Here is a 26,496-nt window from a genome sequence, read left to right as displayed (position 1 = left end):
TCACTGAGCCGTGCTCAAGATCGAAGCAACAGATCTGCCGCTACCCGGCAAGGGTGCCACGGCAGAAAGATTCCGCGGGCTGGCCGACCTCGGCCGCACCGGCCCGGTGGTCGCCCGGCTGGGCGAGGGTCACGCGGACGCTGTCGCCATCCGGGCCGAACTGGGTGACGACGGCCCGCCGGTGGACGGCGAGCGCTGGGGCGTGTGGGCCGCGGCGCCACGGACGTTGCGAGCCGTCCGGGACGGCGACCGGTGGCGGGTCAGCGGCGAGCGGCCCTGGTGCTCCGGCGCCGGGTGGTGCACGCACGCGCTGGTTACCGCCGAGGCCGAGGACGGCATCCGGCTGTTCGCGGTGGCCAACGAGGCGCCGTACGCCGTGCCGCTCGACGGCACCTGGCCCGCCGTGGGCATGGCGGGCAGCGACAGCCGCACGATCCGGTTCACCGACGCGCCGGCCCGGCCCGTCGGCCACCCCGGGGAGTACGTGAACAGGCCCGGCTTCTGGCACGGCGGCATCGGCGTGGCCGCATGCTGGTACGGCGGCGCCCTGGGCATCGCCGACGCCCTGCACGCCGCGGGCAAGGACGACCCGCACGCGCTGGCCCACCTGGGCGCGGTCGATGTCGCGCTCGGCTCCGCCCGGGCCGTGCTCCTCGAGGCGGCCGCGATCATCGACGCCGACCCGACCGCGATCCAGCACCGGCTCGCGCTGCGGGTGCGGGCCACCGTCGAGGGTGCCGCCACCGAAGTCCTCGACCGGGTCGGCCGGGCGCTGGGCGCCGGACCGCTGTGCCGCGACGAACGGCACGCCCACCGGGTCGCCGACCTCACCGTCTATCTGCGGCAGAGCCACGCCGAGGCCAACCTCGAGCAGCTCGGCCGCCTGGTCCTCGAGGAGTCGCCGTGGTGACGCCGATCGTCGGTGAGGGCACCGCCGAGCAGACGTGGCGGGACTGGCCGGCAACAACCCGGTGGCCGGCCCTGCCGCTCGACGCCGCCGTCGCGCCACTGATCGTCGCGCCGCATCCCGACGACGAGATCCTGGGAGTGGCCGGCCTGATGGCGATGCTGGACGCCGCCGAACTGGTCGCCGTGACCGACGGCGAGGCCTCCCACCCCGGTTCCACCGTGCACACGCAGGCCGAGCTGGCCGCGATCCGCCGTGCCGAGACCGCGGAAGCGTTGCGCCGCCTCGGTCTGGGTGACGCGCCCGTACACCGGCTCGGCCAGCCCGACGGCAAGATCGACGAGGACGCGGTGGCCGAAGCCCTCACCGGACTGCTGACGCCGGGACGCTGGTGCCTGGCGACCTGGCGCGACGACGGTCACCCCGACCACGAGGCGGTCGGCCGGGCCGCGGCCCGCGCGTGCGAGGCCACCGGCGCGGTCCTGCTGGAGTACCCGATCTGGACGTGGCACTGGGCCACCCCCGACGACCCTCGCGTGCCCTGGCACCGGGCGTACCGGATCGACCTGACCCCGGCCGCCCGGGCGGCCAAGGCCGCGGCGATCGCCGCCTTCCCCAGCCAGATCGCGCCGCTGGGCCCGGAGCCGGCCGACGCCGCGATCCTGCCCCCGCACGTGCTGGCCCGCTTCGCCCGCCCGTTCGAAGTGGTCTTCCGATGAGCACCCCGACGGGCTACTTCGAGGACATGTACGCCCGGAGCAGCGACCCGTGGAGCTTCGCCACCCGCTGGTACGACGCCCGGAAGCACGCGCTCACGGCGGACTCGCTCACCCGCCGCCGCTACCGGTCCGGGTTCGAGCCCGGCTGCTCCACCGGCATGCTCACGGCCCGGCTGGCCGAACGCTGCGACCGCCTGCTGTCGGTCGACGCCGTCCCGGCGGCCGTGGCCACGGCCGCTCAGCACCTCGCCGCGTTCCCCCACGTCACCGTGCGCGCCGCGAGCATGCCGGCGGACTGGCCGGACGAGACGTTCGACCTGATCGTGCTCTCCGAACTCGGCTACTACTTCGACGATCACGACCTGACAACCCTGATCGACCGCGCGGTCGGCTCCCTGGAGCCCGGCGGCGACCTGGTCGCCGTGCACTGGCGCCGCCCGGTCGACGAACACGCCCGCCCCGGCGACGAGGTGCACGCGCGGATCGCCGCCGCCCCCGGCCTGGCCCGGCAGGCGCGGCACGAGGAACCCGACTTCCTGCTCGAGGTCTACACCCGTACGCCGCCCGAGGCCTTCTCGGTGGCCCAGCGCGAGGGGCTCGCATGAACCGGATCGCCGTCATCGTCCCCGCCCACAACGAACAAGAACTGCTGCCCGCCTGCCTGACCAGCCTCGCCGAAGCGACAGCCCCCGTCCCCGTCGAAATCATCGTCGTCGCCGACGCCTGCACCGACGACACCACCGCCGTGGCCGCCACCTCCGGCGCGACAGTGCTGCGACTCGACGCCCGCAACGTCGGCCGCGCCCGCGCCGCCGGCATGGCCCACGCCCTGCGCGACGGCCCCGAAGGCCTGTGGCTGACCACCACGGACGCCGACAGCCGCGTAGCTCCCGAGTGGCTGCTGTGGCACCTGGCCCACGCCTCGGCCGGCGCGGACCTGCTGGCCGGCACGGTCCTGGTCGACGACTGGGCGGGCTGGCCGGCCGCGCTGCCCGGCCTCTACGACACCCGGTACGCCGGCACGGACGCCCACGTCCACGGGGCCAACCTGGGCGTCTCGGCCGAGGCTTACGTGGCTGTGGGCGGTTTCCAGCCCATGGACCACGACGAGGACCGCGACCTGATCGAGCGGGTACGAGCGGCCGGCCGCCGGGTGGTCGCGGACGCGACCTGCCCGGTGGTGACCAGCGCCCGGCCGGACGGGCGGGCTCCGCTCGGCTTCTCGTCGTACCTCAACGGTCTGGCCTCACCCCTGGCCGCCTGAACGGTCGGGCCTGTTTTTGGTCACCTGAAGGGTCGGGCTTTTCCGCCGGCCGCCAGAACTGGTCAGACCCCTCCGGTTCACCAGAACAGTCAGACCCTTCCCTAGCCGCCAGAGCAGCCAGGCCTTCTCCCCCGCTGTCCAGCAGACAGGCGCCGGGCCCGATTGACCTGGCCCTTCCCGGACGACGCCGGGTTGGCGTGCGCTCCGGAATGGTCCGCTTTCCTTGGTGTACCGGCGTGATCCCGGTCAGGGCTGGCCCTGCCGATCCTGCTTCAGGTGTGAACGAGTTCCAGCATGGCTGTCAGCCCGCGCTCGGCCGCTGCTCGCATGATCACCGAGGCGGTCGCTACGACAGCTCGAGCCGGGCACGCGGTTGAGCCGGGCACGCGGTTGAGCCGGGCACGCGGTTGAGCCGGGCACGCGGTTGAGCCGGGCACGCGGTTGAGCCGGGCACGCGGTTGAGCCGGGCACGCGGTTGAGCCGGGCACGCGTTGTGGTCGACGCGCTTTCTGTCCCCGGGTCCGCCGCCGACGTCGAGCACTCCGCCGCCACCGAAACGCCGGCCAGCACCGTCGTGGAGCGTCATGTGCGAGTCGGGCCTCGCCGCGTGCAACACCTTGCCGCCCTGCGATGCGGCCACCGCCAACTGGCTGTTGCCGTGAATACCGAACGAGATCGTCATGTGCCTTATCTTCTGATAAATAGAGGGCCACGATTGTCGGAATTCGCGACGGCTCGTGAAACGCGGCGCCTATGTTGCTTGTCGGAAATGCTGCTTTGCACGCATTCCTGGATACCGGACAACGGCAACGGCAACGGCAACGGCAACGGCAACGGCAACGGCAACGGCAACGGCAACGCACTATTTGGCATGATCAACACATGCTCGAAAGCCGGATCAGCGGGATAATTGTGCGATGCGGCAGCTGCAATTGTTCACCTCAGCTCAATTGGCAGTAATGCGTGATCGGACGGCATCGCACAGCTATTCACCGCAGGGCGAAATATTCCGCCGCGAGCATGCCCGGCACCGCGCATGGGGCCTTACCCGGCGCCACGCCGAGAAGTTGGCCCGCCTGCGGCCAACAGGTCCGGCCTCGAAGCCGGCCGCCATGAGCAACGCGCCCGCTCCGCAAGCCGAGAAGCTGGCCCGCCCGCGGCCAACAGGTCCCGCCTCAAAGCCGGCCGCCATGAGCAACATGCCCGCTCCGCAAGCCGAGAAGCTGGCCCGCCCGCGGCCAACAGGTCCCGCCTCAAAGCCGGCCGCCATGAGCAACATGCCCGCTCCGCAAGCCGAGAAGCTGGCCCGCCCGCGGCCAACAGGTCCCGCCTCAAAGCCGGCCGCCATGAGCAACATGCCCGCTCCGCAAGCCGAGAAGCTGGCCCGCCCGCGGCCAACAGGTCCCGCCTCAAAGCCGGCCGCCATGAGCAACATGCCCGCTCCGCAAGCCGAGAAGCTGGCCCGCCCGCGGCCAACAGGTCCCGCCTCAAAGCCGGCCGCCATGAGCAACGCGCCCGCTCCGCAAGCCGCTTCCGCGCAACCGACATCGCCCCGCCCCGGCGGCCATGGAGGGCACCGCACACCCGGCGCCTGCTCCAACGTTGTGCCTCAACCGCTACTCAGTTCACAACCGCCCGCTTCCCCGCCATCGCCATCCCCGCGGTCGACCGCTGCGCGACCAACCGCTACACCACTGAATGGCGCTACGCGGCGACCAACGTCAGCCGCGCCTGAGCCGACGATGGCGCACCAGCCGAATTCGAATGCCGGATGTAGAGGTGAAGGCCTCGCCGCCTTGCCCTACTCGACCCATCCGGCCTCCAAGCCGCCACTACTTCGTATGCTGCCGCTTTCCTTGAGGCCGTCACCTCGAACCGGCGAAACGACGGCGGCGGCGAAGAACAGATATTCGCCTCGGCGTATCACGCCCTGCCGAATCGTCACCAGCGAGACACCTCGGTCCAGCGCCTGCGGTTCGCGCCCGCGCTCGTCCGGCCATGCCCATATCCGGCCATCACAGCACGGCGATCGACGCCTTCCCAACCACTTGCTTCCGCCCGATCTGGCGGGTGTCCCGCTACAACGATCATCGACCGTCACGCCGATTCCGACGAGGGCAGTCTGCGGCACCCGTGTCCCACGCCGGTCGAAGAACAAAGCGCATCGACTGCGCCCGGCACGGCGGGACTCGGCGGCGATATCAGCGCACGACACACTCCCCAGTCGACGAGCGCATCGCCGCAATCCGAAACGCACCGAGCACCGAGCACCGAGCAAACACCGTTGCGTGCCGACAACAGCCACGGACGACGGGCTCAGCCGGACGGCAGGCTCCGCCGGAACGGCGGGCTCGGGCCGGGCGGCGGGTCGGGGTGGGCTCAGAGGCCGTGGACCGCCAGGACGTCGGGCAGGGACTTGGCGGGAACGCCTCGGCCGTCGGGGCGGGGCCAGTGGACGCTCACTTCGTCGAAGCCCAGTTCGGCCAGGCGGCCGGTGGTGTCGGCGTAGCGGTCGCGGCTTTCGAAAGGCCAGTACGACTCGAGGCCCACGTTGACGATGCGGCGGATCCGGCGGCCCTCGAGCACCTCGTCGAGCTGGCGGGACTGCTTGCGCAGCGCGGCGAACCAGTCGTCGGGGGACACCGCGGGACCGTACGGGCCGTAGGTGACCCAGGCCTGGCCGTGCTGGGCGACCAGGCGCAGCGAGCGCGGGCCGGTGCCGGCCACGGTGAACGGCACGCGCGGGGTCTGGACGCAGCCGGGGAGCTGGTGGGCGTCGATCGCGCTGTAGCGGTCGCCGTGGGTGGTGACGATCGGTTCGACCAGCAGCTTGTCGAGCAGGCCGATCCATTCGGCGAAGCGGTCCAGGCGTTCGCGGGGGGTGAGCGGTGGGTCGCCGAGCACGAGGGCGTCCAGGCTTTCCGTGCCGGCGCCCAGGCCGACCTCGAGGCGGCCGCCGCTGAGCTGGTCGAGCGTCATCAGCTCCTTGGCGAACGGCACCGGGTGGCGGTAGTTGGGCGTGGCCACCTGCACGCCCAGGCGGACCCGCTCGGTGGCGCCGGCGGCCGCGGCCAGCAGCGGCACACAGCCGTACCAGGGGTTGTCCCGCAGCAGGGGCCAGGTCAGGTGGTCGTACGTCCAGACCGTGCGCACCCCGGCCCGCTCGGCCTCGACCACCTCGGCGAGGAAGGTGCTGGTGGGGTGGCGGTCGGGCAGCACGAGGACGGAGAGCTCGGTCATGCGGCGATCATAATCATCAGTCTCGGTTGGGGGCGCCGTCGGCGAAGGTCACGAGCCAGCCGGCTCGGTGGCGCCGCGATCGGCTTCACGGTAGGTGGACGTTCGGCCGTTGCCCCGTGTCCGGCACGGCCGGCGGCGATCGTGGTCCTGACCCGTACGAGACCACGGAGACGTGCCATGAAGATGCGAACCGCCGCGGCCGGCCTGCTGACCCTCACCGGTCTGGCCGCCACCACCCCCGCCTGGGCCGGGACCGTCCGGACCGTCGCGCTGAACACGCCGTTCACGGTGGCCTGGACCGACGACTCGAGCAAGGAGCAGCACAGCATCACCGCCACGGTCACGAGCTTCCGCTGCGGCAAGGACACGGCCGGCGACGTCGAGCTGGGCCGGAAGGCGGCGGCCGAACGGTACGGCCAGTTCGCCGATCCACAGCCGGCGGTGGAACCCGGTCACCAGCTCTGCACCGCGCAGCTGACGATCGTCAACAGCGGCCGGAAGAAGGCTCAGCACAATCCGGCGGTGACCGCGCTGGACGCCACCGGGGTCGAGTTCTCCGAGGACGACGCCTTCACCCGATGGGTCGGTACGGGCGTCACGCACTACCAGAACCGGGATTCGTCCGGTGGGGACACTGTCGACTTCAACCCCCGCCAGACGGCCCGGTCAGCCGTGGCGTTCCTGATTCCGCTGGACACCCGGGTCACCACCCTGCGGTACGCGGGTGAGGCCTACCCGATGGTCGACACCGCGCAGGTGAACGTGACTGTGGTCTGAGACGGACCTGATGTCGAGAACGGCGTGGCGGCTTCGTCCCCGGCGTGCAAGCGGTCACGGTGGCCGTACGACATCGAGGAGACAGCATGGCGATCCGCCGGATGGACAACGTCCTGATCGTGGTCGAGGACCTGGACGCGGTCATCGCGTTCTTCGTCGAGCTCGGCATGGAGCTCGAGGGCCGGGCCCCGATCGAGGGACGCTGGGTGGAACGGGTCATCGGGATCGACGACGTCCGCCAGGAGGTCGCCATGCTGCGGATCCCGGACGCTCCCGGACGCATCGAGCTGGCCCGGTTCCAGCAGCCGCAAGCGATCAGGCCCGAGCCGAAGGACGCGCCGGCCAACACGCTGGGTCTGCGGCGCGTGATGTTCGCCGTCGACGACATCGACGCCGTGATCGCCCGCCTGCGCGTCCACGGCGCCGAGCTCGTCGGTGAGCTGGTGACGTATCAGCACGAGGAGGGCGATCCCGGCGTCGACTCGGGCTACCGGCTCTGTTACGTCCGGGGGCCGGAGGGCATCATCGTCGGCCTCGCCCAGGAGACCGCCTGACTGCTACGTACAGGGGAAGTTTGCGGGTCATGGTGATCCCGCCGTCGGCCGTGGTGCCGACGACCACCCAGCCCTGGCAGCCGGCCGACTTGAAACGCTTGACCAGGCTGGTGAGCCCGGGACGGCCGGCCGTGACGAACGACATCCCGATGCGCAGCCGGCAGTTCCCGTCCGGTGTCGCGTCGTTGAGCCGGGTGACGATCGTGTCCGTCTGAGCGAACGGATGGCGCCGCGGATGGCCGAGCCCCTCGGCGCGGCGTTGATCAACCGCTCGAGCTCGAGATGGATGGTGTCGTCGCTGCCCGTCGCGCGAGGGTTGGTGAAGTGAGCCCGGACCGGATGGCCGCCGATCGGCCGGTCAGGGCGTGGCCAGCGCCCGGGCGAGCAGCTCGCCCAGCTTGGCGGCGCGGGCCGGACGGCCCTGGGACATCCACGCGACCCGGCCGGCCAGGTGGGCGGCGAAGTCGGGGTGGCCGTCGCGGTTGGCCTCGGCGAGCCCGTGGGTGGCCGCGTCGTGCAGGACGGCCCGCAGGCGGTCGTACTCTTCGCGGGGCCCGGCCGGGCCGGTGTTGACCACCAGGCCGGTCAGCAGCTGGCGCTGGGACTGCCGCCGGACCCGGGTCTTGCCGGGATGGACCCGGAAGCCTTCCTCGTGGGCGATCTCGCCGGCCAGCGTGACCAAACGGTCGATGCGGGTGGTGTCGAGCGCGCCCGAGAAGGCCAGGTCGTCGGCGTACCGCGCGTAGGCGACGCCGAACCGGCCGGCGAGCCCGCTCAGTCGCCGGTCCAGCCGGAAGGCACACAGGTTGGCCAGGGCGGGTGACGTCGGCGCCCCCTGCGGCAGATGCGGGCGGCGCAGCAGCGCGGCCAGATACGGGTCGGGCGCCGAGCGCAGGACCGGAGCCGGCGTCCGGGTCGTGGTCAGAGCGGTCAGCGCGTGGGCGACCGGCTCGGGATAGCCGATGCCGCGGAACAGCCCGTAGATCCGCGCCGCCGTGATGCTGGAGAAGAACGCCCGCAAGTCCAGGCTGATCAGCACGGGGCGGCCGGCGTGGGCCCGGGCGAAGCTGTGCGTTCCCCGGCCGGGCACGAACCCGTGGACGCCGTCGTGGACGGGCACCACCGACAGGATCCGGTCGAGCACCTGACGCTGCAGCGCGCGCATCCGCGGCTTCGGCGCCTCGATCAGCCGGTGCGGCCGCCAGACGTACCGGTAGTGGCGCAACCGCTCGTCGCGAGCGTGCCGGTTGATCTCACGACGGTCGGCGAACCAGTCGAGGGCGCCGTCGTCGAGCCCGAGGAACCCGGCGAGCTCGCTCAGATCACCGAGAGCGGGGGCACCCCACCGCATCCGTACGACCCGGGTCGGCGCGACGAGCCGGCGCCGGATGACCGCCCGGCGCACTGTCACCGCGGGCGCGCTCACCAGGAACCGGCTCAGTTCCCGGGGCCGGTCGGCCGGTGCGCGCGGATAGGCCAGCAGCACGGCGTCGACCAGCCGGCGGGCCCCGGGGGTGCGGCTCGCGGTCACGGACCGGACCGCCGCGAGCATCATCCCGGGTTGCCAGTCGGTGGCCAGCAGGGCGTCGGCCAGCGCGTCCGCGACCCGGGACGGGGGCTGCCGGCGCGGGGTGTACCACGGGCGGGCGGCAGCGTGCCCCGACGAATCCCGGTCGTGCCTGCGCAGAGCTGCGCGAAGCGCAGAGGCGCGCCGGCGATGAGCTGCGGTGGTCAATCGAACGTCCCCGGGGTTGCCCCGGAGAGCCCTCGCCGCCGGTGACGGCGGGCGACGGCCAGCTCGGGACACGCTGCCACCCGGACAGCATAGAGACATCCGCGCCACATCTGGTGGCGCTCGCGGCTGCCGCCGGATCACGTGCCGGCACGTTAGGGGTCGGACGTGGCGGGAAAGCGTACGGTCGCCATCCGCCGGGAGGACCCTGTGACCAGCATCGACAAGGGGACGAGCCCTGATGGCCGCGCCCGGTCCGCCCGGTGACCGGTTGCGGGCCGCCACCCTCAACGTCTGGGGGTCCGGCCCCCACTGGCCCGAACGACGGGACCATCTGATCCGCGGGTTCGGGCGTCTGCGAGCCGATCTGGTCACCCTTCAGGAGACCGTGCACCGCCCGGGCCGGGCGGGCGCCGTGGATCAGGCCCGCGAGATCCTGGGCGCCGGCTACCACCTCGTACGATCCGAGGCCCGCGAACCGGACGGGCGGGGCATCACCACGGCCAGCCGCTGGCCGGTCGGCGAGGTCGTCGAGCTCGACCTGCACGTCACGGCGCGCACCCACGCCTTCGCGTGCACGGCGCTGCTGGTGGAGATCCACGTGCCGGCGCCGATCGGTCGGGTGTGGTCGGTCCACCATTTCCCCGACTATCAGCTCGATCACGAACACGAGCGGACCCTGCAGGCTCGCGTGGTCGCGCTGGCCGTCGAAGAGAAACTCCGGTCGCGTCCGGGACATGTGGTGCTCAGCGGCGACCTCGACGCCGAGCCGGCGGCGGACAGCCTCCGGTTCCTCCGCGGACTGCACGTGGTGGGGGGCCTGAGCGTCTGCTACCGCGATGCCTGGACCGCCGCGCACGGGAACGACAGCGGACGAGAGACCTTCGTGCCGGAGAATCCTTACTGCGCCGACTGGGACTGGCCGTTCCGGCAGATCGACCACCTTCTCGTACGGTGCGGCGAGCATGGCGGGCCCACCCTGCGCGTCCTCGAATGCAGCCGTACCTTCGACCAGGCGCACACCGTGGCCGGCGATCACTACGGTCTCTTCGCCGACCTCGCCCCGCCTCCCGAGGGGGAGCTGCAGGCTGGGTGATGCAGGCCCGGCCACGTTCGGGTGGAGTTCCGGGACTTCGGTCACCGGCCCATTGACCCGCCCTGGTGACCGAACCAGACTTCGACCCAACCGACCAGCGACAATGGTCAATCCGGGAGAAGGACGCGCCATGGGCGAGGATCCTCCGCACCTGCTCGGCTACGGTGACGACGAGACCGGGGCCGGCGTTTCGGTCACGTGCGACGTCGACACCGCCGTGATCGAGATGTCCCTGCACGGCCGCTGGAGCAAGCGGATGGCGTCCGAGACGTACGCCGGATTCCGCAAGTGCCTCGCCCAGCACCCCGCAGCGATCATCGTGGAACTGCATCAGCTGGCCGACCCGCATGCGGCCAGCGCCGCCCTGTGGCTGGCCGCGCGAAGGGCGGCCAGCACTCTGGAACCGCCTGTGCAGGTCGCGTTGAGCCTGCCGGCGACCGAGCCGTTGTCACAGCGGCTGCGCTGGATCGGCGTGACCCGCAGCGTGCCGGTCTATCCCACCACCGAGAAGGCCCGCTCGGCCGTCGCCGGTCACCGTCCTCTGACCGACTGGTTGCAGCTGACCCGGCGGCGACCGGCCGGCGGCGACTCGGCCCGCGCGGCCCGCGAGCTGATCGACGAGGCCTGCGCGGTCTGGGGTTTCCCCGACCTGCGGCACCCGGCCCGGTTGGTCGTCTCGGAACTGGTCGCCAACGCCGTCCAGCACGCCGGCACCGACATCGCCGTCACCGTGTGGAGACGGCCCACCGGGCTCCATCTCTCGGTGCGCGACGGCGATCCCCGGATGCCCCGGCTGCGGCCCCGGCTGTCCGCGAGCGGCCGGCCCTGCCGCGGCGGCCTGGACATCGTCGACACGCTGTGCGCGGGCTGGGGAGCTGTCGCCACCCACGACGGCAAGATGGTGTGGGCGACGATGCGCTCGATCCGCCGGACGTCGCCATGACGATGTCCACCCGCTCCGGGGTCAGCGCGGGCTCACCGGCGTCGTACGTGACGGTGACCTCGGCCGTGCCCGGTGAGATGCTGACCATCGCGGTCTGCGGGGAGCTCGACACCGCCACGCAGCACACGGCGCGGGCCTCGCTGTCGAGCATCGTGGCCTCGTACCCGCCCTGCCGGGTCACTCTTGATCTGTCACGGCTGGATTTCTGCGACTGCGCGGGGGCTCGCATGCTCGCCGATGTGCAACGCGACTGTGGCGCTCAGGGCTCGCCGTGCGTCACTCGCGACCCGCAACCGCATGTCGCGTGGCTTCTGAACTGGATGCGGCACGAGGATCCGGCTCCACCCTGATCGACTCGCTTGCCGTCGTAACAAACTCTGTCGTATCGAAACCTCCAGGCACGCCGGCGCCGATGAACGACGCCGGCGTGCGGACACCGGCTCAGGACCAGATCAGAACGGGGCGGGGCCGCTGCCGGTGAGTGACATCAACAATTGCGTGGCGAGCAGCTTGCGGACACCGGTGACGGCCACCGTCCCGCCCTGGTCGTAGGGCAGTTCCAGGTACAGGCCGTCACCCGCTTCACGCACGTCGGCGCTGGTCTGATCCGGGCGGAACGTGCCGCCCCAGCCCTCGATGCCGCCGCGCTGATTGGTGCTGAGTGAAGCCATGCCGGACACGAGGGTGCCGTCGCCGAGGGTCAGCCTCGCCGGACCGGAGTAGGTCGTCATGGTAGTCAACCGTAACGGGCTTTCCCGGCAGTGCGGAGCACTCGTGCCCGACCTGGTCGGTTAGCCGACGAAGTCGCACGTCAGAGCGGTCTCGGCCGGGCCCGCCCGGCAGTGCTCCCGCGTACCGGGAAACGCCCGCGCCCCGGGCTCGCGGGCCGGCATACGCTCCGCCGAGCACTGGGCGCCGCACTTCACCCAGAATTTCTTACCGAATGAGGTCGCATGGCTACGATGAGTTCATCGTGACCGGGTCGGCCGTGCAGGTGGTCGACTACGACCCCACGTGGCCCGCCCGAGCGAGGTCGGCCGCCGCCGAACTCCGGTCAGCCCTCCGGGATGCCTTGTCGGAAATCGAACACATCGGCTCGACCGCGGTGCCCGGCCTGGCCGCCAAACCGGTCATCGACCTCCTGGCAGCCGCCGACCACCTGGAACCGGTGCGCGACTACCTTCGCTGTCACCCGAAAGAGGCCGAGCGCTACGCCTTGTCGTGGAGGGTGATGGCGTAACCGTCGGGGTCGCGCAGGGTGAAGGTGCGCCCGAACGGGCCGTCGATCGGCGCGGCGACGATCGGCACGCCGGCGGCGGCCAGGTCGTCGTGCAGGGTCTGGGCGTCGTCGGCGTGCAGCCACAGCGCCACACCGGTGCCCGGCTGCGGGGTGACGGCGTCCAGGTCGACGCCGGGCAGCGGCTCTCGTACGGCGAAAGCGATCGGGCTGGTGGCGAAGACGATCGCGTGCGGCGGGCTGACCGGCGCGCGGCGCAGACCGAGACGGTTCTCGTAGAAGTCGGCGGCGGCGTCGAGGTCGCGTACCTGCAGGGCGATGAAGTCGGGCCCGGTGACCGGCATGTTTTCTCCTCGGTGTCCTTGTCAGGTTCCTGACATGCCCGAGCGTATGTCAGGATGCTGACATGACGCAAGAAGTCGGTGACCTGAACTTCTCCGTCGGCTACGCCTTGAAGCAGGCGGCCGCGGCGCTGCGCACGGCCATGGACGCGGGCCTGCGCCCTCTCGGCCTGTCGGTGCCGCAGTACGCCTGCCTGGAGCTGCTCGGCCAGCGCCCCGGGCTGTCCGCGGCCGACCTCGCCCGGGGCGCGTTCGTCACCCGGCAGTCCATGCACGCCGTCCTGCTCGGCCTCGAAGAAAGGGGCCTGCTGGAACGCCCGGCCGTCGCCCCTCAGGGCCGCGCCCTGCCGACCCAGCTGACCCCGGCCGGGCGCGACATCCTCAGCCGGGCCAGCCGCATCGTCGCCGCCGTCGAGCGCCGGATGACCCAGTCCTTGACGACCGAGGGACACCAGCGGTTGCGCGCCGACCTGGCCGCCTGCGTGGCAGCGCTCGGCCAGGACCCCGGCGACCATTGACGTTCCGTCACCGCTCACTGACCGATCGCCAAGGTGGCCGGGAGGCTCCGGGGATGGCCGGCCGAGGCACCGTTCAGCCCTACTACGATGCCGTCATGGCGTCCCTCACGACAGCGGCCGTACCGGCTCCACCGCGTCCTCGCATCGACGGGACGCGCGCCGCGATCACCGTCTGCCACCGGTTCGTGTGCCGGTGAGGCAGTCACGCGCGCTGTCGGAGGTCGGCCCGGTCCTGGCCGTGGTCGTCGTCACCGCCGTCGTGGCGGGTGCGGTCGCCTGGGCCGAGCTGCCGGCCCGGTTGAGCGTGCACGGCGAGTTCGTCGATCTCTCCGTCTACCAGTACGGCGGCCGGCGGCTGGTGGACGGCCTGTCGCTCTACGGGGCTCGTGACCCGGCGACCAATCTGCGGTTCACCTACCCGCCGTTCGCGGCGCTGGCGATGGTCCCGCTCGCGCCCCTGCCGTTCTGGCTCGCCACCGCGTTCTGGACCGCGGCTTCGGTGGGCGCGCTGGCCGGAGCCATCGTGGTGGTGGCGCGCGCGCTCGGCCGCACCGTCTCGGGCCGGCTGGTCGCCCTGCTGACGGTCGGGGCGCTCGCTCTGGAGCCGGTGTGGCAGAACCTCACCTTCGGTCAGATCAACCTGCTGCTGATGCTGGCCGTGCTGATCGACCTCCTGTATCCGGAACGCCGCTGGTCCGGCATCCTGCTGGGCATCGCCGCCGGGGTGAAACTGACCCCGCTCGTGTTCGTCGTGCTGCTGGTGCTGGCCGGCCGCCGGGCGACGGCGGGGAGGGCGCTCCTGGCCTTCGCCGGCACCGCAGCGATCGGACTTCTGCTGATCCCCGGCGCGGCCAAGACCTACTGGACCCACAACCTCATCAAGGCCGGCCGGGTCGGTCCCCCGGAACTGGCCCACAACCAGTCGGTCTTCGGCACGATCACCCGGCTGCTGGACCACATCCCACCGACGCTGCTGTGGCTCGCCATCGCCGGGCCCCTCGCCCTGGCCATCGTGGCCGTCGGCGCCGTGTGGTGGCGCCGCGGCGACCGGGTGCTCGGGACCGGCCTGGGGGCGTCGGCCATGCTGCTCGCCTCCCCGGTCTCGTGGTCGCACCACTGGGTCTGGGCCGTGCCGATCGGGCTGGCGCTGTGGCAACGCAACCGCTGGGCGGGCGTCGCCTGGACCGCGGTCTTCGTGGCCCGGCCCTTCGTCTGGCCACCGTGGGGCGACACCCGCGAGTTCAAGTGGAGCCCCATCGAACACGTCCCCGGCAACGCCTACGTCCTGGCCGCGCTGGCCCTCTCGATCTGGGCAGCCGTAGAACTCACCCGCCGGTCCGACCCGCTCGCGGAACGCCCACGCGCCGAGGCACTGCCCGCAGGCCCGTCCAGCCCGGCATAGCCGAACATCGGCGAAGTTGCATCGGACGCGACCGGAAGGCCGGTGGTCGCGGATGGCCGGCCTGCTCGCAGACCAGCGCCCTGGGTGAATCAGGGTTGCAGGAAGCGGGCGCGGTCGCGCAGTTCCTCGGGCACCAGCTCGACGAGCTGGTCGGGGCGCAGGGGCAGGTCACGCAGGCTGAGCTTGACGCGGGAACGCGCGCCGTGCGTGTTCTGGTCGAAGCGGACCACGTTGGCCGCGTTCGCGCGCATCCGCACCACCATGTCGGCGCCGGCCGCGACGGTGAAGGTGGCGGCGCCGTCGAGCGACAACCGGGTCTCGTGGCCGGCCGCCCGCAACCGGACGGTCTCGGCCCCGCCCAGCACGATCGGGCGGGTGATGCCCGACATGGGGGCGACCGGGGTGAGCCCGATCAGCGGCGCCGAGGGCGAGATGATCGGCCCGCCCGCGGCGTAGTTGTAGGCGGTCGACCCGGTCGGCGTGCACACCACCAGCGCGTCGCTGCGGAAGTAGCCGTGCCGGACGTCGTCGATCTCCAGGTCGAGGCTGACCGCGGTCCACGGGACGGTGTTGGTCAGGACCACGTCGTTGAAGGCCAGAGCCGGCTCCCCCGGCCCGTCCAGCTCGAGGCAGCTGTGCGGTTCGAGGCCGAAGTCGCCGGCGACCAGCCGCTCGAGCGCATGCGGCAACTGGCTGGGCGACACCTCGATGAGGAAGCCGACGTTGCCGTGGTTGACCCCCAGCACCGGCGTGGGCCGCCCGGCGACCAGCCGCATGGCCCCGAGCATCGTGCCGTCGCCGCCCAGGCTGAAGACGAAGTCCACCTTGTCGGCGAAGCCGGCCTCGTCCAGCGCCTCGACGCCCGGGCCGAGACGCTCGGCGTCGGCGGGCCGCGCCACGACCCGGATGCCGTGCCGGCTCGCGAGCGCCGTGACGGTCGCCACCGACTCGCTGACGTCGTTACGGGGGTGGACGACCAGACCGAGCACGTGGTGACCCATGCCCTCGACCATGCCACGTTCCCGGCCCGCCCGCGGCGCAGCCGCCCCGATGCCCACAGCGGCAGCCCGCAGCGGCGGGCTCGCAGCGGCACGCTCGCAGCGCCGGCCCGCAGCGCCAGCCCGCAGCGCCAGCCCGCAGCGCCCGCCCGCAGCGGCACGCTCGCAGCGCCCGCCCGCAGCGGCAGGCCCGCAGCGCCAGGCCAGCCCCCCTGCCGACCGAATGCCGCCTGGACCAGCGCCAGGCTTCAGGCACGGCGCACGGCGCACCTCTCACGCCTCACGCGACGGCGTCCACCGTCAGGTGGACGACGAGCGGGGCGCGGGCGCGGAACGGCGGGGCGGCTCGGTCAGGCGCGAACGCCGATCGCCAGGGCGCGCAACAGGAAGCGGGGCTCGGTCAAGGCGCTCGGGTGGGCCAGCATCGTGGTGACCTGACCCAGGCGGTGATTGATCGACTGGTCACGCATCGACGCCTTGAAGACCAGGCCGCTGGCCCACTGGATCGCGCGGTAACCCTTGGGGTACGGGCCGTCGACGTGCGGCAGCGCCAGGTCGGCCATGGTGGAGACCTGCCAGGCGGCGTCCACGACGACCTTGACGTCCTGGAAGTACGAGGTGGCCGGCTTGGTCAGGTCGGGGTCGCCGCGCAGATACTCGGACAGCGCCGAGGCGTGCAGCGTCGCCGAGGTCATGCCCTGCCCGTACACCGGGTTGAACGAGGCCACCGCGTCCCCGGCCGCCACCAGGCGCGCCGGGAAGCGGTTCAGCCGGTGGAAGTCGCGGCGCCGGCTGTCGGCCTGGTGGTAGGTGATCACGTCACCGACCTGCGCCGCGTTGGTGGCCACCTCGCCGAACTCGGCCGGGAAGTCGCCGACGCACCGATCCCGGAACTCACCCGCGTCCCGGCCCGGCCGGTCGTCGGCGTAGCCGGAGACCAGCACCGTCCACCGGTCGCCCTCGATGGGGGTGAACCCGCCGATCCGGGCCACCTTGCCCGGCCCCGGATTGGCGATCGAGATGCAGGTCTGCACCTTCGCGTCGGCCGGTCGGCGGAACAGCGCGGTGGCGTAGTTCAGCTTGATGCCCATGCGCTGCATCGGCGGTTTCGGAAAGCCGTACGACTCGAGCCAGTCACCCAGCCGGCTGGATCGCCCGGTCGCGTCGACCACGAAATCGGCGGCCACCTCTTCGTCGCCCCAGCGCACACCGGAGACCTCGTTGTCCTTGAGCACGAGACCGTCCGCGCGCCCGCAGACCGCCCGGACATTCGGCAGAGCCAGCACGCGGTGCCGGATCAACGCCTCGAGGAAGGGCCGGCTGGAGACGAGAGCCTGCGCGGCCGGACCGCTCGGCGGATCCTCCCGCAGGGCGCCGTCCATGTAGAACCGGTTGGTCGCGGGAGGCGGGTCGACCGCCCCGGCCTCGAGCGCCGCGTCGATGAATCCGGGGAACCAGCGTTCCAATTGCTTGAGCCCGGACGGCAGCAAGGCGTGCACCTGGCTGCCTTGCGGAACGCCCGGTCGTGGCCCGACCGCGTGGATCGGGTCGGCGGCGATCCGCTCGTCGGGGACGTCGAGCTCGGCGAGGTCGTCCCGTTCGATGATGAGGACGTGGTCGGCGTGGTCGCTGAGGACCCGGGCCGCCATCAGTCCCGCGATGCTGCCGCCCAGCACCACCGCCTGCTGGAACAGCACCCGCTGCCCCGTCGGGCGCTCCGACGTGGATATCGCGGCGAATCGATGCGCAGCAGTCACCCGGGCCCCCATGAACGTGAATGTTTCTTACTTGCTCACGATAACGTTGCATCGAGGAAGGTTGCTATAGCACTCCCGTCCCAGGTGCCGGCCCTTCCGGAGTCGCCGATGGAGAAGTCCCCGTTACCGCAGGTAGGAGGCTCCGTTCAGATCGAGGACGGCGCCGGACGACCAGGCCGCCTCCGGAGAGCTCAGGTGCAGGACGGCGGCGGCGACCTCCTCAGGTGTGCCCACCCGGCCGAACGGGCTCTGCCCGCGGATGGAGTCGTCCACTTTGGGTTGCTGGCGTTCGGTGCCGATGAAGCCGGGCGCCACCGACGTGACGGCGATGCCGTGCGGGGCGAGAGCCACCGCCATCGACTGCCCGAAGGCTTGCAGGGCGGCCTTCGCGGCCCCGTACGCGGGGTAGGCCGGCTCACCGCGATAGGCGCCGCGGGATCCGACGTTCACGATGCTGCCCGGCGCTCCCCGACCGATGAGGTGGTTGGCCACGCAGTAGGTCACGTCGGCCGCGCCGAGCAGGTCGACGTCGATCATCCGCCGCCAGACACGGTGCCATTCCTCGTAGCCGATCGAGGCGACATCGTGACGGTTGTCGTCGCCGGGCGCGATGGCGGCGTTGTTGACGAGCACGTCGACCCCGCCCAGCGCCTCGACGGCCGCCTCCACGACGGCCTTCGCCTCGGCCGGATCGCCGAGGTCGCCGCCCACGAGAGCATGCCCCGGTCCGTCGAGCATCCGCAAGGTCGCCTCGCCGTCGGCGCGGCTCGACCCGTAGTGGACCGCGACCCGGTCACCGCGCGCGGCGAAGGCGATCGCGACGGCTCGGCCTATGCCCCGCGACGCTCCGGTGACCAGGACGCGCCGCCCCCCGGCGCCTTCGCTTCCGGCACGCGTCCCACCGTCGACGCTCACTTGGCGAACACCTGGCTCTCGTCGCGGAACGCCTTGAACTCCAGGGCATTGCCGGCCGGGTCGCGGAAGAACATCGTCCACTGCTCACCCGGCCGCCCCGGGAACCGCAGACAGGGCTCGATGAGGAAGGTTGTCCCGGCCTGACGCAGCCGGTCGGCCAGCGCGTGGAACTCGTCGGCCGTCAGCAGCAGACCGAAGTGCGGGATCGGCACCTCGTGCCCGTCGACCTCGCTGTCGCCCGCCGCCCGCACCGGCCCGGGCACGACATGGGTGACCAGCTGATGGCCGCGCAGGTCCCAGTCGACCCAGTGGTCGCTGGACCGCCCCTCACTCAGGCCGAGCACGGAGCCGTAGAAGACCCTCGCGGCGGCAAGGTCGTCAACCGGGACGGCCAGATGCACGCCCGGCCTGTTCACCTCGGTCATGCGGTAACCCCTTCCACTTCAGACAGCGACACCCTCGCCGGCTCGGAGCGTGCGTCCGCACAGCGACAGCTGCCCGATGCTCGCCACGACCCCGGAGGTGGATCGACCATAGCGCTTTCCGGCAGGCGTCAGCGCGTTATCCACAGGCACTGTCGTTATCCACATTCCGGCCGGGCGGGATGGCGCTCGGCCGCTTCTTCCGGTATGCGCGAACCCCTCTCATGAACTCCGAGAATTGCCGAGACAAATAGCATTGCGGACGCGCCACGGACGGCCTACCGTGGTCATCACACCGGGAGACGACAGGACAGGAGAGACCGATGCCGCAGCACGCCGCGATCACCACGCAGCTGCTCATGCCGCACGTCGGTGCCGTCCTACTGTGTGCTCTTGCACCGTATGGCCAGCTCTATCAGGGTCGGTGGCGCAGCTAGCGAACGCTAGCGCAATCACGCCGCCGAACCCGACGAGGGGACGGCGGTTTTTCGTTTCTCCGGTTTTTTCCATTCGTGCCGCGGGTCAATTCCTGCTGCCCTGATAATTGCTTCGGCCGCGGCCGGCAGCATGGGTATTTGACAATTTCACAGCGGATGGCACAACAGATCCGGAGCAAGGGGAAGGCCCGCGCGCCTCGAGAGCGTGAGACACCCCGTTCGACTCGGGGGCTCCGGACGATGCGGTTGTAGCTCAGTCAGGCAGAGCGCCACCTCGCCATGGTGGAGGCCGCCGGTTCGATCCCGGCCGACCGCTTTCCCGCCCTCGTAGCCCAACGGCAGAGGCACGACGTCGAGAACGTCGACAGTGCGCGTTCAAATCGCGCCGAGGGCACGCACCACCCCGCAGCGGCCGGACGAGGCCCGCTGACAATTGAAACGCCCGGGTAGCCCAACGGCAGAGGCACGCCGCCCAGGACGGCGCGAGTGCGCGTTCGAATCGCGCTCCGGGCACGTACCCGCATACGCCTCAGCGGGAGTCTCGCAGCACCTTGATGGCCTGCACGGTGGCGTAGCCGCGCCATTCGAGGGCGGCCGCCGGGCTGTGGGCCGCGAAGGTGACGGTCCAGCCACCGTCGGCCTGTTGCTGGGCGGCCAGCCGTCGCAGGTCGGCGGTGACGGCTTCGGCGTCGAAAAGGGCACGGGACGGCGAGTCCGGGTCCGGGGTGAAGTCCAGTGGGTACAGCACTTCGCCTTCCACTCCTTCCGGCACGGGCGTCGGGCCGTCCATGCGTACGTGCCGGACGAAGTCACCCAGCGCAGCCTGGGCGCGGGGCGAGACGGGTGCGACGGCGTCCAGGAAGTGCATCGTGAACATCACCTCGTACACGGACGGCGTCTCGGACTGCTCGATCGTGTCCAGGCAGTACGCCGTCGCGGCCCGCAGCCACGGGTGCTCCGCGAGGTCGGTGCGGTGCCGGGCCAGGCGGTGGGCCTGCGCGGCCAGTTGCGTCGTCATCTGCAGGGACGACTCGGTGGCATCGACGGCGCGCCAGTGCGGTGCGCTGCCTTCCGTGTCCTGATAGGGCAGAGCGAACGGCACCCCGCCATCGGGCAGCGCGTGGCCGGCGAGCCAGTCGAGCAGCTCGGGCGCCCGGTCGCTCTTCGTGTCCCGGACCTCGGCGAGCACTTCGAGGGCGTGCATGGCCGCCACCGGCTGACTGGTCGCGGAGCGCAGATCCGGCTCCAGCGCCCACCCGTACCCGCCGTCGTCGTTGCGATGGGCGTCGAGCGCGACCAGCACATCGCCGGCGGACGCCGCCCCGAGGAGGTGACGCAACCGGCGCCTCTCGAGGGGCCGGGCGTGGGTGGTGAGGAACGAGATCGCAGCGTCGAGATCCGGGGCCATACCCCATCTAATCCCAAGTCGCCGGAGTCCGCGGGTACGCGTCCCGCCCCGGCCTGGTTCCGGTAGCTCAGCGGGAGAGCGCCGCCCCGACAAGGCGGAAGCCGCTGGTTCGATCCCAGCCCGGAACACGCACGTCACGTTGCGCGTCGTGGACGGCGGCACGTCCAGCGGTCCGTAAAACCGTCGCCTTTGGCAGACCTGGGTCGGCACCAGGGACGCGCACCACAGTCGCATGCCCGAGTGGTCAGGGAGCCGCCTGCAAAGCGGTGTACGCCGGTTCGAATCCGGCTGCGGCTTCGAAGCCATCCGCCGTGCTGCCGGCCAGACCCGGCGCACCGCCGGACCGGCGCCGGCCACCCGGGAGCCCTGGGGCCGCGAGCTGATTCAGGCGGCCGCAGGGCGTGAAGGCCAGCGGACACTCCCGGAACGACGACCCGGCCCGCGTCCCCGGCCACCCAGAGTTCGACCGGCTCCTATATTGACGTTTATTAGTAAGTCTTCCTAATATTTAGTGGCCCGCAGTCATCCCCACGGTGCATTCCCCCGCGCCGGACACGAAGGGTCGCCATCCCCATGGTCATCAGAAGAAGGAGCCGGTGGGCGTCAGCCGCCGCCGCGCTCACCGTCGCCGCCGTCGGCACGATCACGGCGCTCGCCGTCCAGGGCACGTCCCAGGCGGCTGTGCTGCCCAACGGCTTCAAGAGCGTGGGCTACATGCCGTCGTGGGCCGGCAACGTCACGAGCGTCCAGTACTCGAAGCTGACCCACATCAACTACTCGTTCGCCCTGCCCAACGCGAACGGCACCCTCCAGCCGATCGAGAACACGTCGAAGCTTCAGCAGCTCGTCACGCTCGGCCGCCAGAACAACGTCAAGGTCTCGCTGGCCATCGGCGGCTGGAACGACGGCAACGACTCGGCCTTCGAGTCGCTCGCCGCCAACCCGGGCACCCGGACGACCTTCGTCACCACCGTCATGAACACCGTCCGGCAGTACGGGCTCGACGGCATCGACATCGACTGGGAGTACCCGGACCCGGGCGCCTCCGGCAACAACTACACCGCTCTCATGCAGCAGCTCAGCACCGCCCTGCACAACGAGGGCAAGCTGCTCACCGCCGCGGTCGTCAGCGAGGGCGGCACCGCCGAAGGCGTGCAGCCGGCCGTGTTCGGCGCCGTCGACTGGCTCAACATCATGGCGTACGACGGCGGCAGCCCGCACGCCAACTACGACTGGTCCGTCGCGTCGGCCAACTTCTGGAAGAACCGGGGCCTGCCCAAGGCCAAGACCGTGCTCGGCGTGCCGTTCTACAGCCGGCCCGGCTACCTCACGTACGCCCAGCTGGTCGCCCAGGACCCGGCGAACGCGAACCGCGACTGCACCCCGTCGGGCGAGTGCTACAACGGCCTGCCCACCATCCGCCGCAAGACCCAGTGGGCCATGGCCAACGCCGGCGGCATCATGAACTGGGAGCTCTCGCAGGACGCGACCGGCGCGAACTCGCTGGTCAGCGCGATCTACGAGGTGGCGACCGGCGGTGGCGGCAACCCCACCACCCCGCCGCCCTCGGGCCGCACCGGCCGGATCACCGGCGTCGCCGGCAAGTGCGTCGACATCGCCGCCGCCAGCAGCGCCAACGGCACGGCCGTCCAGCTCTACGACTGCAACGGCTCGAACGCGCAGAACTGGACCGTCGGCACCGACGGCACGATCCGCGGCCTGGGCAAGTGCCTGGACGTGGCCGCCGCCGGCACCGCGAACGGCTCGCTGGTGCAGATCTACGACTGCAACGGCACCGGCGCGCAGCAGTGGCAGGCCCAGTCCAACGGCACGCTGCGCAACCCGGTCAGCAACAAGTGCCTGGACGCGTCGAACAACTCGTCGGCCAACGGCACCCGCCTGCAGATCTGGGAGTGCTTCGCCGGGACGAACCAGCGCTGGACCCTCCCCTGATCGACCGACTTCTCTGATCGACCCATTTCCCTCGTCATACGCGGCCCGTCTCCCGTCGGAGGCGGGCCGCGCCTGTTGGGGACCAACTGACGGCCGGAGCACGCTGCCCACCTTCGGCACCGTTCACGGCCGAAACCGACCGCTCCTGTTCGGCGCCACCCAAGGCCGGAACGGGCCGCGCCTTTTGGGGTCGGCTGGTCGGGCGGCCTCGTGCGGGCGACTGACCTGCGGCTTTCCGGTCGGCATCATCGCCGCATGCCCTGTTGTGCAACCGGACCCGGCCACCGGAATCCCTCGTCGTCGTGGCCTGGGTAATGACCTTCGCGGCGCTCGCCGCCGTGGCCTGGGGAGTCTCGGACTTCCTCGCCGGGCTGCTGGCCCGTCGCATCCCCGTCCTGACCATCCTGATCGGCTCGAAGGTCGCCGCCATGCTGCTGGCGGTGGTGGTCGTCGCGGCCCGCGGCGTGCCCCCGCCGGACGATTCCCGTCTGTGGCTGGGCGTCGTCGCCGGGCTGATCGGCTTCCCGGCGATGGGCCTGCTCTATCGCGCGATGCGGGACGGCTCGCTCGTCGTCGTGGCGCCGGTGGCGGCCGTGGCAGCGCTGGTGCCCGTCGGGTGGGGCCTGCTGCACGGCGAGCGCCTCGGCATGGTGGCCGCGCTCGGCGTCGTGATCGGCCTGATCGGCGTGACCATGGCGAGCTGGCCGGTGGCTTCACAACGCCGGCCGCCCCGCTCGGCGCAGGCGTGCGCCCTCGGCGCCGCGATCGGGCTGGGCGTCTATTTCGTGCTGTTGCACGAGGCGGCAGCCGCGGACCAGATCTGGTCGACCGCCCTGGCCCGGATGACCGGCGGCTCGCTCGCGCTTCTTTTCCTGATCACCGTCCGCCGCCTCCCCCGCCCGCCCAGGGACGTGGTGGAACCTATTCGACAATCGACCGGCAAAACGGCTTGTCCACAAGTCGGTCTTCGTCCACAGCCCGCCTTGCGCCTCCTGCCGAAGTCGCCCTCGGCGCGGACCGGGCTGGCCATCGCCGTGCCGGTCTCCCTCGTCGGGGCCACCGATGCCCTGGCGGACGCGTCGTTCATCCTGGCCGCGTCGGCGGCGCTGGCTCCGGCCGCGGTGGTCGCGTCCCTCTACCCCGCCGTGACACTCCTGCTCAACCGGTCCTTGCTGCGCGAGCGGCTGCACACCGTCCATCTCTACGGAGTCCTCGCCGCCCTCTTCGCCGTCGCCTGCCTGGCCCGCTGAGCCTCCCCCACCCCGACATCGGCTCCAGCGACGGCCCCGGCCCCGGCATCGGCTCCAGCGACGGCCCCGGCCCCGGCATCGGCTCCTGCGACGGCCCCGGCGTCGGCCCCCGCATCGGCGCCCGCGACAGCCTCGGCGTCGGCGTCGGCTCCCACGACAGCCCCAGCGTCGGCCTCGGCGAAAGCTCCCGTGTTGCCGAACCCCGCGCGACGCCGAGTCCGGCCCCACGGCTTGTACACCGACAGCACGGTGGCCAGGCTCAGCAGCGTCAGCGAGACGATGGGCGGCATGATCAGGCTGCTGACGTCGAAAGAGACCGCCTCCCCGGCCGACAACCTTTCCCCGTACGCCCGAATCTCCGGCATGCCCGGCCGGAGCAGCAGCAGAATCAGCGTGCAGAGCGCCAGATTCAGCCCCAGCTTGACCGCCACCCACCAGTAGCGCACCAGCCCCCACTTCGTGCCCAGCCCGAGCACCAGCCCGGTGCCCAGGCAGACCAGCCCGGACACCAGCATCGGCCAGAGGACGAACGACCCCAGCGCCTGATAGGCCAGCCCGCGCCGCGCACTGTCGTCGCTGAGTGCGCCCACGCCCACCAGCACCGCCACCAGCACGTCGATGCCGATCCACGCGCTCGCCGACACGATGTGCAGCACCAGCCAGAACTTCCGGTGCACCGGTTTCAAAGCCATGCGCCCAGCCTGAGCCTCGTCGAGCCGGCGCGCGTCGGCGCGCGGACGTACGCCCGCTGACGTACGCGCCCCGCGCCCGCTGATGGCACGGTGGTCTCATGCGCGTACGCGACCTGGCCGTACCGGTCGCCCTCGCGGCAGCCGGTCTGGCCACGCTTCCGGTGCTCAACGAGCTGCGGGCCACCGACCGACCGGTCGACGCGGTCGCGGTCGTGCTGGTGGCCGCCACCGCCGCGGTCACCCTGCTGCGTCACCGATGGCCCGGCGCGGCCCTGCTCACGGCGGCCGCCACGACCTCGGCCTACCTGATCATCGGTTTCCCGTACGGCCCGATCCTGCTCGCCTTCGCGGTCTGCGTGTACGCCGTGGCCCGGGCCCGGCCGCTCCGCCAGGCCGCCGCCTGGGCCGTTCCCGCGCTGGTCGTCCTGCTGCTGCACCTGTTCCAGGACCCGCTTTCCGGTCTGGCCCCGGGCGCCGCCTGGGTGGTCGTCCCGTTCACCATCGGCGCCGCCCGCCGCCAGGTCGCCGACGCCCGGGCCCGGGAGCGCGCGGAGTCGGAACGCCGCGCCGCCGACGCCGAGCGCCTCCGGGTGGCGCACGAGGTGCATGACGTCGTGGGCCACGGCCTGGCCGCGATCCAGATGCAGGCCGACATCGCGCTGCACCTGCGCGACACCCGCCCCGAGATGGCCCACGAGGCGCTGGCCGCGATCAGCTCGGCCAGCGCCGAGGCCCTGGCCGAACTTCGCGCCACGCTCGCCGGCCTCTCCCCCGAGCCCGGCCCGGCCCAGATCGACGACCTCGTCACCCGGGTCCGGGCGGCCGGCGTCGACGTCGACCTGGTCGTCGCGGGCACGCCCGCCGTGCTGCCGCCCGCCGCCTACCGGGTCCTGCAGGAGGCCCTTACCAACGTGGTCAAGCACGGGTCGGCCCGGCGGGCCCGGGTGGCGATCGACCACCGTACGGAGTGTGTGGACCTTTCGGTGTCCAACCCCGCGCCGGGACGGGGGCACGACGACGGCTTCGGCATCACCGGCATGCGCCGTCGCGTCGAGCGGGCCGGCGGCACCCTGTCGGCCGGCGCCGCCGACGGCGTCTTCACCGTGCACGCCCTCGTCCCCCGGGAGCTTCGCCCGTGATCTCCGTGCTGCTGGCCGATGACCAGCACCTTGTCCGCATCGGTCTGCGCGCGTTGTTCGAGGCCTCCGACGGGTTCGCCATCGTCGCCGAGGCGGCCGACGGCCTGGCCGCGGTGGCCGAGGCGCGCCGCACCGGCCCGGACGTCGTCCTGATGGACATCCGCATGCCCGGCATCGACGGCCTCGAGGCGACCCGGCGCATCGTCGCCGATCCCGCGCTGTCGGGCACCAGAGTTCTGGTGCTGACGACGTTCGAGCACGACGAGTACGTCTTCACGGCGCTGCGTTCGGGCGCCAGCGGCTTCCTGCTGAAGAACACCAGCCCGCCGGCTCTGCTCGACGCGGTCCGCACCGTCGCCGACGGCGGGGCCCTGCTGGCTCCGTCGGTCACCCGCACCCTGATCCGGGAGTTCACCGCCGCGGCGCCCCGTTCGCCGGACCCGCACCCCGAGGTGTCCCGCCTGACCGACCGCGAACGGGAGATCGTCGCCCTGGTGGCCGAGGGACTGAGCAACCACGAGATCGCCGACCGGCTGCGGGTGAGCCCGGCGACGGCCCGCACCCACGTGAGCCGGGCGATGACCAAGCTGGGCGCCCGGGATCGCGCTCAGCTCGTCGTCTTCGCCTACCGGTCCGGTCTGGGCCGTTTGTAACCGTTAAGTTTCGGAACAATAAACAAGACTTTTCGATTATTGCGTCAAAGTTATGGACGCGCATGCAGAAGTCCGCCTACCGTCTCGAAGCATCGATCCACGTCGAAGCCTGGGCGGTCTCATGAAGAAGACACAGCTTGCG

28 protein-coding genes and 5 tRNA genes are annotated in these 26,496 nt (G+C 71.6%); 22 read left to right on the top strand and 11 right to left on the bottom strand.

Annotated features, from left to right (window positions below; genetic code table 11):
* Nucleotides 1-10 precede the first annotated feature (10 nt).
* The 4 genes from HJC40_RS03675 to HJC40_RS03660 are packed head-to-tail and all read left to right on the top strand — an operon-like array spanning nt 11 to nt 2,890.
* A complete protein-coding gene (locus HJC40_RS03675) occupies nt 11-910 on the top strand; it encodes an acyl-CoA dehydrogenase family protein (protein ID WP_249998172.1) in 900 nt (299 codons plus the stop codon).
* Nucleotides 904-1,626: a PIG-L family deacetylase gene (locus HJC40_RS03670; RefSeq protein ID WP_249998171.1), complete on the top strand. Its 723-nt coding sequence runs from the start codon at nt 904-906 to the stop codon at nt 1,624-1,626. The genes HJC40_RS03675 and HJC40_RS03670 overlap by 7 nt, the downstream gene beginning before the upstream one ends.
* Nucleotides 1,623-2,231, top strand: coding sequence for a trans-aconitate 2-methyltransferase (locus HJC40_RS03665; RefSeq protein WP_249998170.1), 609 nt, complete (start codon nt 1,623-1,625; stop codon nt 2,229-2,231). Before HJC40_RS03670 ends, HJC40_RS03665 begins: the two co-directional genes overlap by 4 nt.
* The gene (locus HJC40_RS03660; RefSeq protein ID WP_249998169.1) at nt 2,228-2,890 is read left to right on the top strand and encodes a glycosyltransferase family 2 protein; all 663 of its coding nucleotides are present in this window, start codon (nt 2,228-2,230) and stop codon (nt 2,888-2,890) included. Before HJC40_RS03665 ends, HJC40_RS03660 begins: the two co-directional genes overlap by 4 nt.
* A gap of 346 nt (nt 2,891-3,236) precedes the next feature.
* Here the strand turns inward: HJC40_RS03660 and HJC40_RS03655 are convergent, their stop codons facing one another.
* Together HJC40_RS03655 and HJC40_RS03650 are read right to left on the bottom strand one after the other, a co-directional pair.
* On the bottom strand, nt 3,237-3,572 hold the full coding sequence (locus HJC40_RS03655; RefSeq protein WP_249998168.1) for a hypothetical protein: 336 nt from the start codon (nt 3,570-3,572) through the stop codon (nt 3,237-3,239).
* 1,697 nt (nt 3,573-5,269) lie between these two features.
* Nucleotides 5,270-6,130 (bottom strand): LLM class flavin-dependent oxidoreductase, encoded by an 861-nt coding sequence (locus HJC40_RS03650; protein WP_249998167.1) that lies wholly within the window; start codon nt 6,128-6,130, stop codon nt 5,270-5,272.
* A 177-nt stretch (nt 6,131-6,307) separates the two neighbouring features.
* Between HJC40_RS03650 and HJC40_RS03645 the strand changes: the two genes are divergently transcribed.
* The 3 genes from HJC40_RS03645 (at nt 6,308) to HJC40_RS03635 (ending at nt 7,676) form a co-directional block, all read left to right on the top strand.
* Nucleotides 6,308-6,907: a hypothetical protein gene (locus tag HJC40_RS03645; RefSeq protein WP_249998166.1), complete on the top strand. Its 600-nt coding sequence runs from the start codon at nt 6,308-6,310 to the stop codon at nt 6,905-6,907.
* 86 nt (nt 6,908-6,993) lie between these two features.
* A complete protein-coding gene (locus HJC40_RS03640) occupies nt 6,994-7,461 on the top strand; it encodes a VOC family protein (protein WP_249998165.1) in 468 nt (155 codons plus the stop codon).
* 29 nt (nt 7,462-7,490) lie between these two features.
* Nucleotides 7,491-7,676, top strand: coding sequence for a hypothetical protein (locus HJC40_RS03635; protein WP_249998164.1), 186 nt, complete (start codon nt 7,491-7,493; stop codon nt 7,674-7,676).
* A 143-nt stretch (nt 7,677-7,819) separates the two neighbouring features.
* On the opposite strand, the gene HJC40_RS03630 is transcribed toward HJC40_RS03635, so the two are convergent.
* Nucleotides 7,820-9,196 carry a reverse transcriptase family protein gene (locus tag HJC40_RS03630; RefSeq protein WP_249998163.1) on the bottom strand — a complete coding sequence of 459 codons (1,377 nt, stop codon included), beginning with the start codon at nt 9,194-9,196 and terminating at the stop codon, nt 7,820-7,822.
* Between the two features lie 238 nt (nt 9,197-9,434).
* Here HJC40_RS03630 and HJC40_RS03625 point away from each other — a divergent pair, with 238 nt between their 5' ends.
* The 3 genes from HJC40_RS03625 to HJC40_RS03615 all read left to right on the top strand — a co-directional run bounded on the left by HJC40_RS03625 (nt 9,435) and on the right by HJC40_RS03615 (nt 11,582).
* Entirely contained in the window at nt 9,435-10,289 is an 855-nt protein-coding gene (locus tag HJC40_RS03625; protein ID WP_249998162.1) for an endonuclease/exonuclease/phosphatase family protein, read from the top strand.
* A 130-nt stretch (nt 10,290-10,419) separates the two neighbouring features.
* Nucleotides 10,420-11,232: an ATP-binding protein gene (locus tag HJC40_RS03620; protein WP_249998161.1), complete on the top strand. Its 813-nt coding sequence runs from the start codon at nt 10,420-10,422 to the stop codon at nt 11,230-11,232.
* On the top strand, nt 11,229-11,582 hold the full coding sequence (locus tag HJC40_RS03615) for an STAS domain-containing protein (protein WP_249998160.1): 354 nt from the start codon (nt 11,229-11,231) through the stop codon (nt 11,580-11,582). The genes HJC40_RS03620 and HJC40_RS03615 overlap by 4 nt, the downstream gene beginning before the upstream one ends.
* Before the next feature lie 102 nt (nt 11,583-11,684).
* Here the strand turns inward: HJC40_RS03615 and HJC40_RS03610 are convergent, their stop codons facing one another.
* Nucleotides 11,685-11,963 carry a hypothetical protein gene (locus tag HJC40_RS03610; RefSeq protein WP_249998159.1) on the bottom strand — a complete coding sequence of 93 codons (279 nt, stop codon included), beginning with the start codon at nt 11,961-11,963 and terminating at the stop codon, nt 11,685-11,687.
* Nucleotides 11,964-12,205: 242 nt separating this feature from the next.
* On the opposite strand from HJC40_RS03610, the gene HJC40_RS03605 reads away from it, so the two are divergent.
* Nucleotides 12,206-12,472 carry a GrpB family protein gene (locus HJC40_RS03605; protein ID WP_249998158.1) on the top strand — a complete coding sequence of 89 codons (267 nt, stop codon included), beginning with the start codon at nt 12,206-12,208 and terminating at the stop codon, nt 12,470-12,472.
* On the opposite strand, the gene HJC40_RS03600 is transcribed toward HJC40_RS03605, so the two are convergent.
* Entirely contained in the window at nt 12,442-12,813 is a 372-nt protein-coding gene (locus HJC40_RS03600) for a VOC family protein (protein WP_249998157.1), read from the bottom strand. The genes HJC40_RS03605 and HJC40_RS03600 overlap by 31 nt on opposite strands.
* A gap of 62 nt (nt 12,814-12,875) precedes the next feature.
* Between HJC40_RS03600 and HJC40_RS03595 the strand changes: the two genes are divergently transcribed.
* The gene (locus HJC40_RS03595; protein ID WP_249998156.1) at nt 12,876-13,328 is read left to right on the top strand and encodes a MarR family winged helix-turn-helix transcriptional regulator; all 453 of its coding nucleotides are present in this window, start codon (nt 12,876-12,878) and stop codon (nt 13,326-13,328) included.
* A 193-nt stretch (nt 13,329-13,521) separates the two neighbouring features.
* Nucleotides 13,522-14,730, top strand: a complete 1,209-nt coding sequence (locus tag HJC40_RS03590; protein ID WP_249998155.1) for a glycosyltransferase 87 family protein — start codon at nt 13,522-13,524, stop codon at nt 14,728-14,730.
* Nucleotides 14,731-14,819: 89 nt separating this feature from the next.
* Here HJC40_RS03590 and HJC40_RS03585 read toward each other — a convergent pair whose 3' ends face one another.
* From HJC40_RS03585 to HJC40_RS03570, 4 genes are all read right to left on the bottom strand, one after another.
* Nucleotides 14,820-15,743: an NAD(+)/NADH kinase gene (locus tag HJC40_RS03585; RefSeq protein ID WP_249998154.1), complete on the bottom strand. Its 924-nt coding sequence runs from the start codon at nt 15,741-15,743 to the stop codon at nt 14,820-14,822.
* A gap of 335 nt (nt 15,744-16,078) precedes the next feature.
* A complete protein-coding gene (locus tag HJC40_RS03580; protein ID WP_249998153.1) occupies nt 16,079-17,485 on the bottom strand; it encodes an FAD-dependent monooxygenase in 1,407 nt (468 codons plus the stop codon).
* Nucleotides 17,486-17,608: 123 nt separating this feature from the next.
* Nucleotides 17,609-18,400 carry an SDR family oxidoreductase gene (locus HJC40_RS03575; RefSeq protein ID WP_249998152.1) on the bottom strand — a complete coding sequence of 264 codons (792 nt, stop codon included), beginning with the start codon at nt 18,398-18,400 and terminating at the stop codon, nt 17,609-17,611.
* On the bottom strand, nt 18,397-18,825 hold the full coding sequence (locus HJC40_RS03570) for a VOC family protein (RefSeq protein ID WP_249998151.1): 429 nt from the start codon (nt 18,823-18,825) through the stop codon (nt 18,397-18,399). Before HJC40_RS03570 ends, HJC40_RS03575 begins: the two co-directional genes overlap by 4 nt.
* Nucleotides 18,826-19,501: 676 nt before the next feature.
* Between HJC40_RS03570 and HJC40_RS03565 the strand changes: the two genes are divergently transcribed.
* The 3 genes from HJC40_RS03565 (at nt 19,502) to HJC40_RS03555 (ending at nt 19,772) form a co-directional block, all read left to right on the top strand.
* Nucleotides 19,502-19,575 (top strand) — tRNA-Gly (locus tag HJC40_RS03565).
* A gap of 5 nt (nt 19,576-19,580) precedes the next feature.
* Nucleotides 19,581-19,653, top strand: a tRNA-Leu gene (locus HJC40_RS03560).
* A gap of 46 nt (nt 19,654-19,699) precedes the next feature.
* Nucleotides 19,700-19,772 (top strand) — tRNA-Leu (locus tag HJC40_RS03555).
* Between the two features lie 16 nt (nt 19,773-19,788).
* Here HJC40_RS03555 and HJC40_RS03550 read toward each other — a convergent pair.
* The gene (locus HJC40_RS03550) at nt 19,789-20,667 is read right to left on the bottom strand and encodes a hypothetical protein (protein WP_249998150.1); all 879 of its coding nucleotides are present in this window, start codon (nt 20,665-20,667) and stop codon (nt 19,789-19,791) included.
* Nucleotides 20,668-20,723: 56 nt separating this feature from the next.
* On the opposite strand from HJC40_RS03550, the gene HJC40_RS03545 reads away from it, so the two are divergent.
* The 4 genes from HJC40_RS03545 to HJC40_RS03530 all read left to right on the top strand — a co-directional run bounded on the left by HJC40_RS03545 (nt 20,724) and on the right by HJC40_RS03530 (nt 23,870).
* Nucleotides 20,724-20,795: transfer RNA gene (locus tag HJC40_RS03545), tRNA-Val, on the top strand.
* A gap of 98 nt (nt 20,796-20,893) precedes the next feature.
* A tRNA-Cys gene (locus tag HJC40_RS03540) sits at nt 20,894-20,964 on the top strand.
* Nucleotides 20,965-21,240: 276 nt separating this feature from the next.
* Nucleotides 21,241-22,620 carry a glycosyl hydrolase family 18 protein gene (locus HJC40_RS03535; protein ID WP_249998149.1) on the top strand — a complete coding sequence of 460 codons (1,380 nt, stop codon included), beginning with the start codon at nt 21,241-21,243 and terminating at the stop codon, nt 22,618-22,620.
* 302 nt (nt 22,621-22,922) lie between these two features.
* Nucleotides 22,923-23,870 carry a DMT family transporter gene (locus tag HJC40_RS03530; protein ID WP_249998148.1) on the top strand — a complete coding sequence of 316 codons (948 nt, stop codon included), beginning with the start codon at nt 22,923-22,925 and terminating at the stop codon, nt 23,868-23,870.
* On the opposite strand, the gene HJC40_RS03525 is transcribed toward HJC40_RS03530, so the two are convergent.
* On the bottom strand, nt 23,822-24,562 hold the full coding sequence (locus HJC40_RS03525) for a hypothetical protein (RefSeq protein ID WP_249998147.1): 741 nt from the start codon (nt 24,560-24,562) through the stop codon (nt 23,822-23,824). The two genes, HJC40_RS03530 and HJC40_RS03525, sit on opposite strands and share 49 nt — an antisense overlap.
* 98 nt (nt 24,563-24,660) lie before the next feature.
* Here HJC40_RS03525 and HJC40_RS03520 point away from each other — a divergent pair, with 98 nt between their 5' ends.
* Both HJC40_RS03520 and HJC40_RS03515 read left to right on the top strand, forming a co-directional pair.
* A complete protein-coding gene (locus HJC40_RS03520) occupies nt 24,661-25,701 on the top strand; it encodes a sensor histidine kinase (protein ID WP_249998146.1) in 1,041 nt (346 codons plus the stop codon).
* Nucleotides 25,698-26,354 carry a response regulator transcription factor gene (locus HJC40_RS03515; RefSeq protein ID WP_249998145.1) on the top strand — a complete coding sequence of 219 codons (657 nt, stop codon included), beginning with the start codon at nt 25,698-25,700 and terminating at the stop codon, nt 26,352-26,354. Before HJC40_RS03520 ends, HJC40_RS03515 begins: the two co-directional genes overlap by 4 nt.
* Nucleotides 26,355-26,496 lie beyond the last annotated feature (142 nt).

The sequence above is a fragment of the Actinoplanes sp. M2I2 genome (genome assembly GCF_023544445.1).
In the GTDB taxonomy this organism is placed as follows: domain Bacteria; phylum Actinomycetota; class Actinomycetes; order Mycobacteriales; family Micromonosporaceae; genus Actinoplanes.
The sequence above is the reverse complement of the archived record's forward strand: the minus strand, read 5'-3'. Positions and strand labels throughout refer to the sequence as shown.

Bases quoted from the DNA above. Each gene is read 5' to 3' on its own strand.
- HJC40_RS03665 (WP_249998170.1), top strand. From the start codon at position 1,623: ATGAGCACCCCGACGGGCTACTTCGAGGACATGTACGCCCGGAGCAGC.
- HJC40_RS03660 (WP_249998169.1), top strand. From the start codon at position 2,228: ATGAACCGGATCGCCGTCATCGTCCCCGCCCACAACGAACAAGAACTG.
- HJC40_RS03655 (WP_249998168.1), bottom strand. From the start codon at position 3,572: ATGACGATCTCGTTCGGTATTCACGGCAACAGCCAGTTGGCGGTGGCC.
- HJC40_RS03650 (WP_249998167.1), bottom strand. From the start codon at position 6,130: ATGACCGAGCTCTCCGTCCTCGTGCTGCCCGACCGCCACCCCACCAGC.
- HJC40_RS03645 (WP_249998166.1), top strand. From the start codon at position 6,308: ATGAAGATGCGAACCGCCGCGGCCGGCCTGCTGACCCTCACCGGTCTG.
- HJC40_RS03640 (WP_249998165.1), top strand. From the start codon at position 6,994: ATGGCGATCCGCCGGATGGACAACGTCCTGATCGTGGTCGAGGACCTG.
- HJC40_RS03635 (WP_249998164.1), top strand. From the start codon at position 7,491: ATGGTGATCCCGCCGTCGGCCGTGGTGCCGACGACCACCCAGCCCTGG.
- HJC40_RS03625 (WP_249998162.1), top strand. From the start codon at position 9,435: ATGGCCGCGCCCGGTCCGCCCGGTGACCGGTTGCGGGCCGCCACCCTC.
- HJC40_RS03620 (WP_249998161.1), top strand. From the start codon at position 10,420: ATGGGCGAGGATCCTCCGCACCTGCTCGGCTACGGTGACGACGAGACC.
- HJC40_RS03615 (WP_249998160.1), top strand. From the start codon at position 11,229: ATGACGATGTCCACCCGCTCCGGGGTCAGCGCGGGCTCACCGGCGTCG.
- HJC40_RS03610 (WP_249998159.1), bottom strand. From the start codon at position 11,963: ATGACGACCTACTCCGGTCCGGCGAGGCTGACCCTCGGCGACGGCACC.
- HJC40_RS03600 (WP_249998157.1), bottom strand. From the start codon at position 12,813: ATGCCGGTCACCGGGCCCGACTTCATCGCCCTGCAGGTACGCGACCTC.
- HJC40_RS03595 (WP_249998156.1), top strand. From the start codon at position 12,876: ATGACGCAAGAAGTCGGTGACCTGAACTTCTCCGTCGGCTACGCCTTG.
- HJC40_RS03585 (WP_249998154.1), bottom strand. From the start codon at position 15,743: ATGGTCGAGGGCATGGGTCACCACGTGCTCGGTCTGGTCGTCCACCCC.
- HJC40_RS03570 (WP_249998151.1), bottom strand. From the start codon at position 18,825: ATGACCGAGGTGAACAGGCCGGGCGTGCATCTGGCCGTCCCGGTTGAC.
- HJC40_RS03550 (WP_249998150.1), bottom strand. From the start codon at position 20,667: ATGGCCCCGGATCTCGACGCTGCGATCTCGTTCCTCACCACCCACGCC.
- HJC40_RS03535 (WP_249998149.1), top strand. From the start codon at position 21,241: ATGGTCATCAGAAGAAGGAGCCGGTGGGCGTCAGCCGCCGCCGCGCTC.
- HJC40_RS03525 (WP_249998147.1), bottom strand. From the start codon at position 24,562: ATGGCTTTGAAACCGGTGCACCGGAAGTTCTGGCTGGTGCTGCACATC.
- HJC40_RS03520 (WP_249998146.1), top strand. From the start codon at position 24,661: ATGCGCGTACGCGACCTGGCCGTACCGGTCGCCCTCGCGGCAGCCGGT.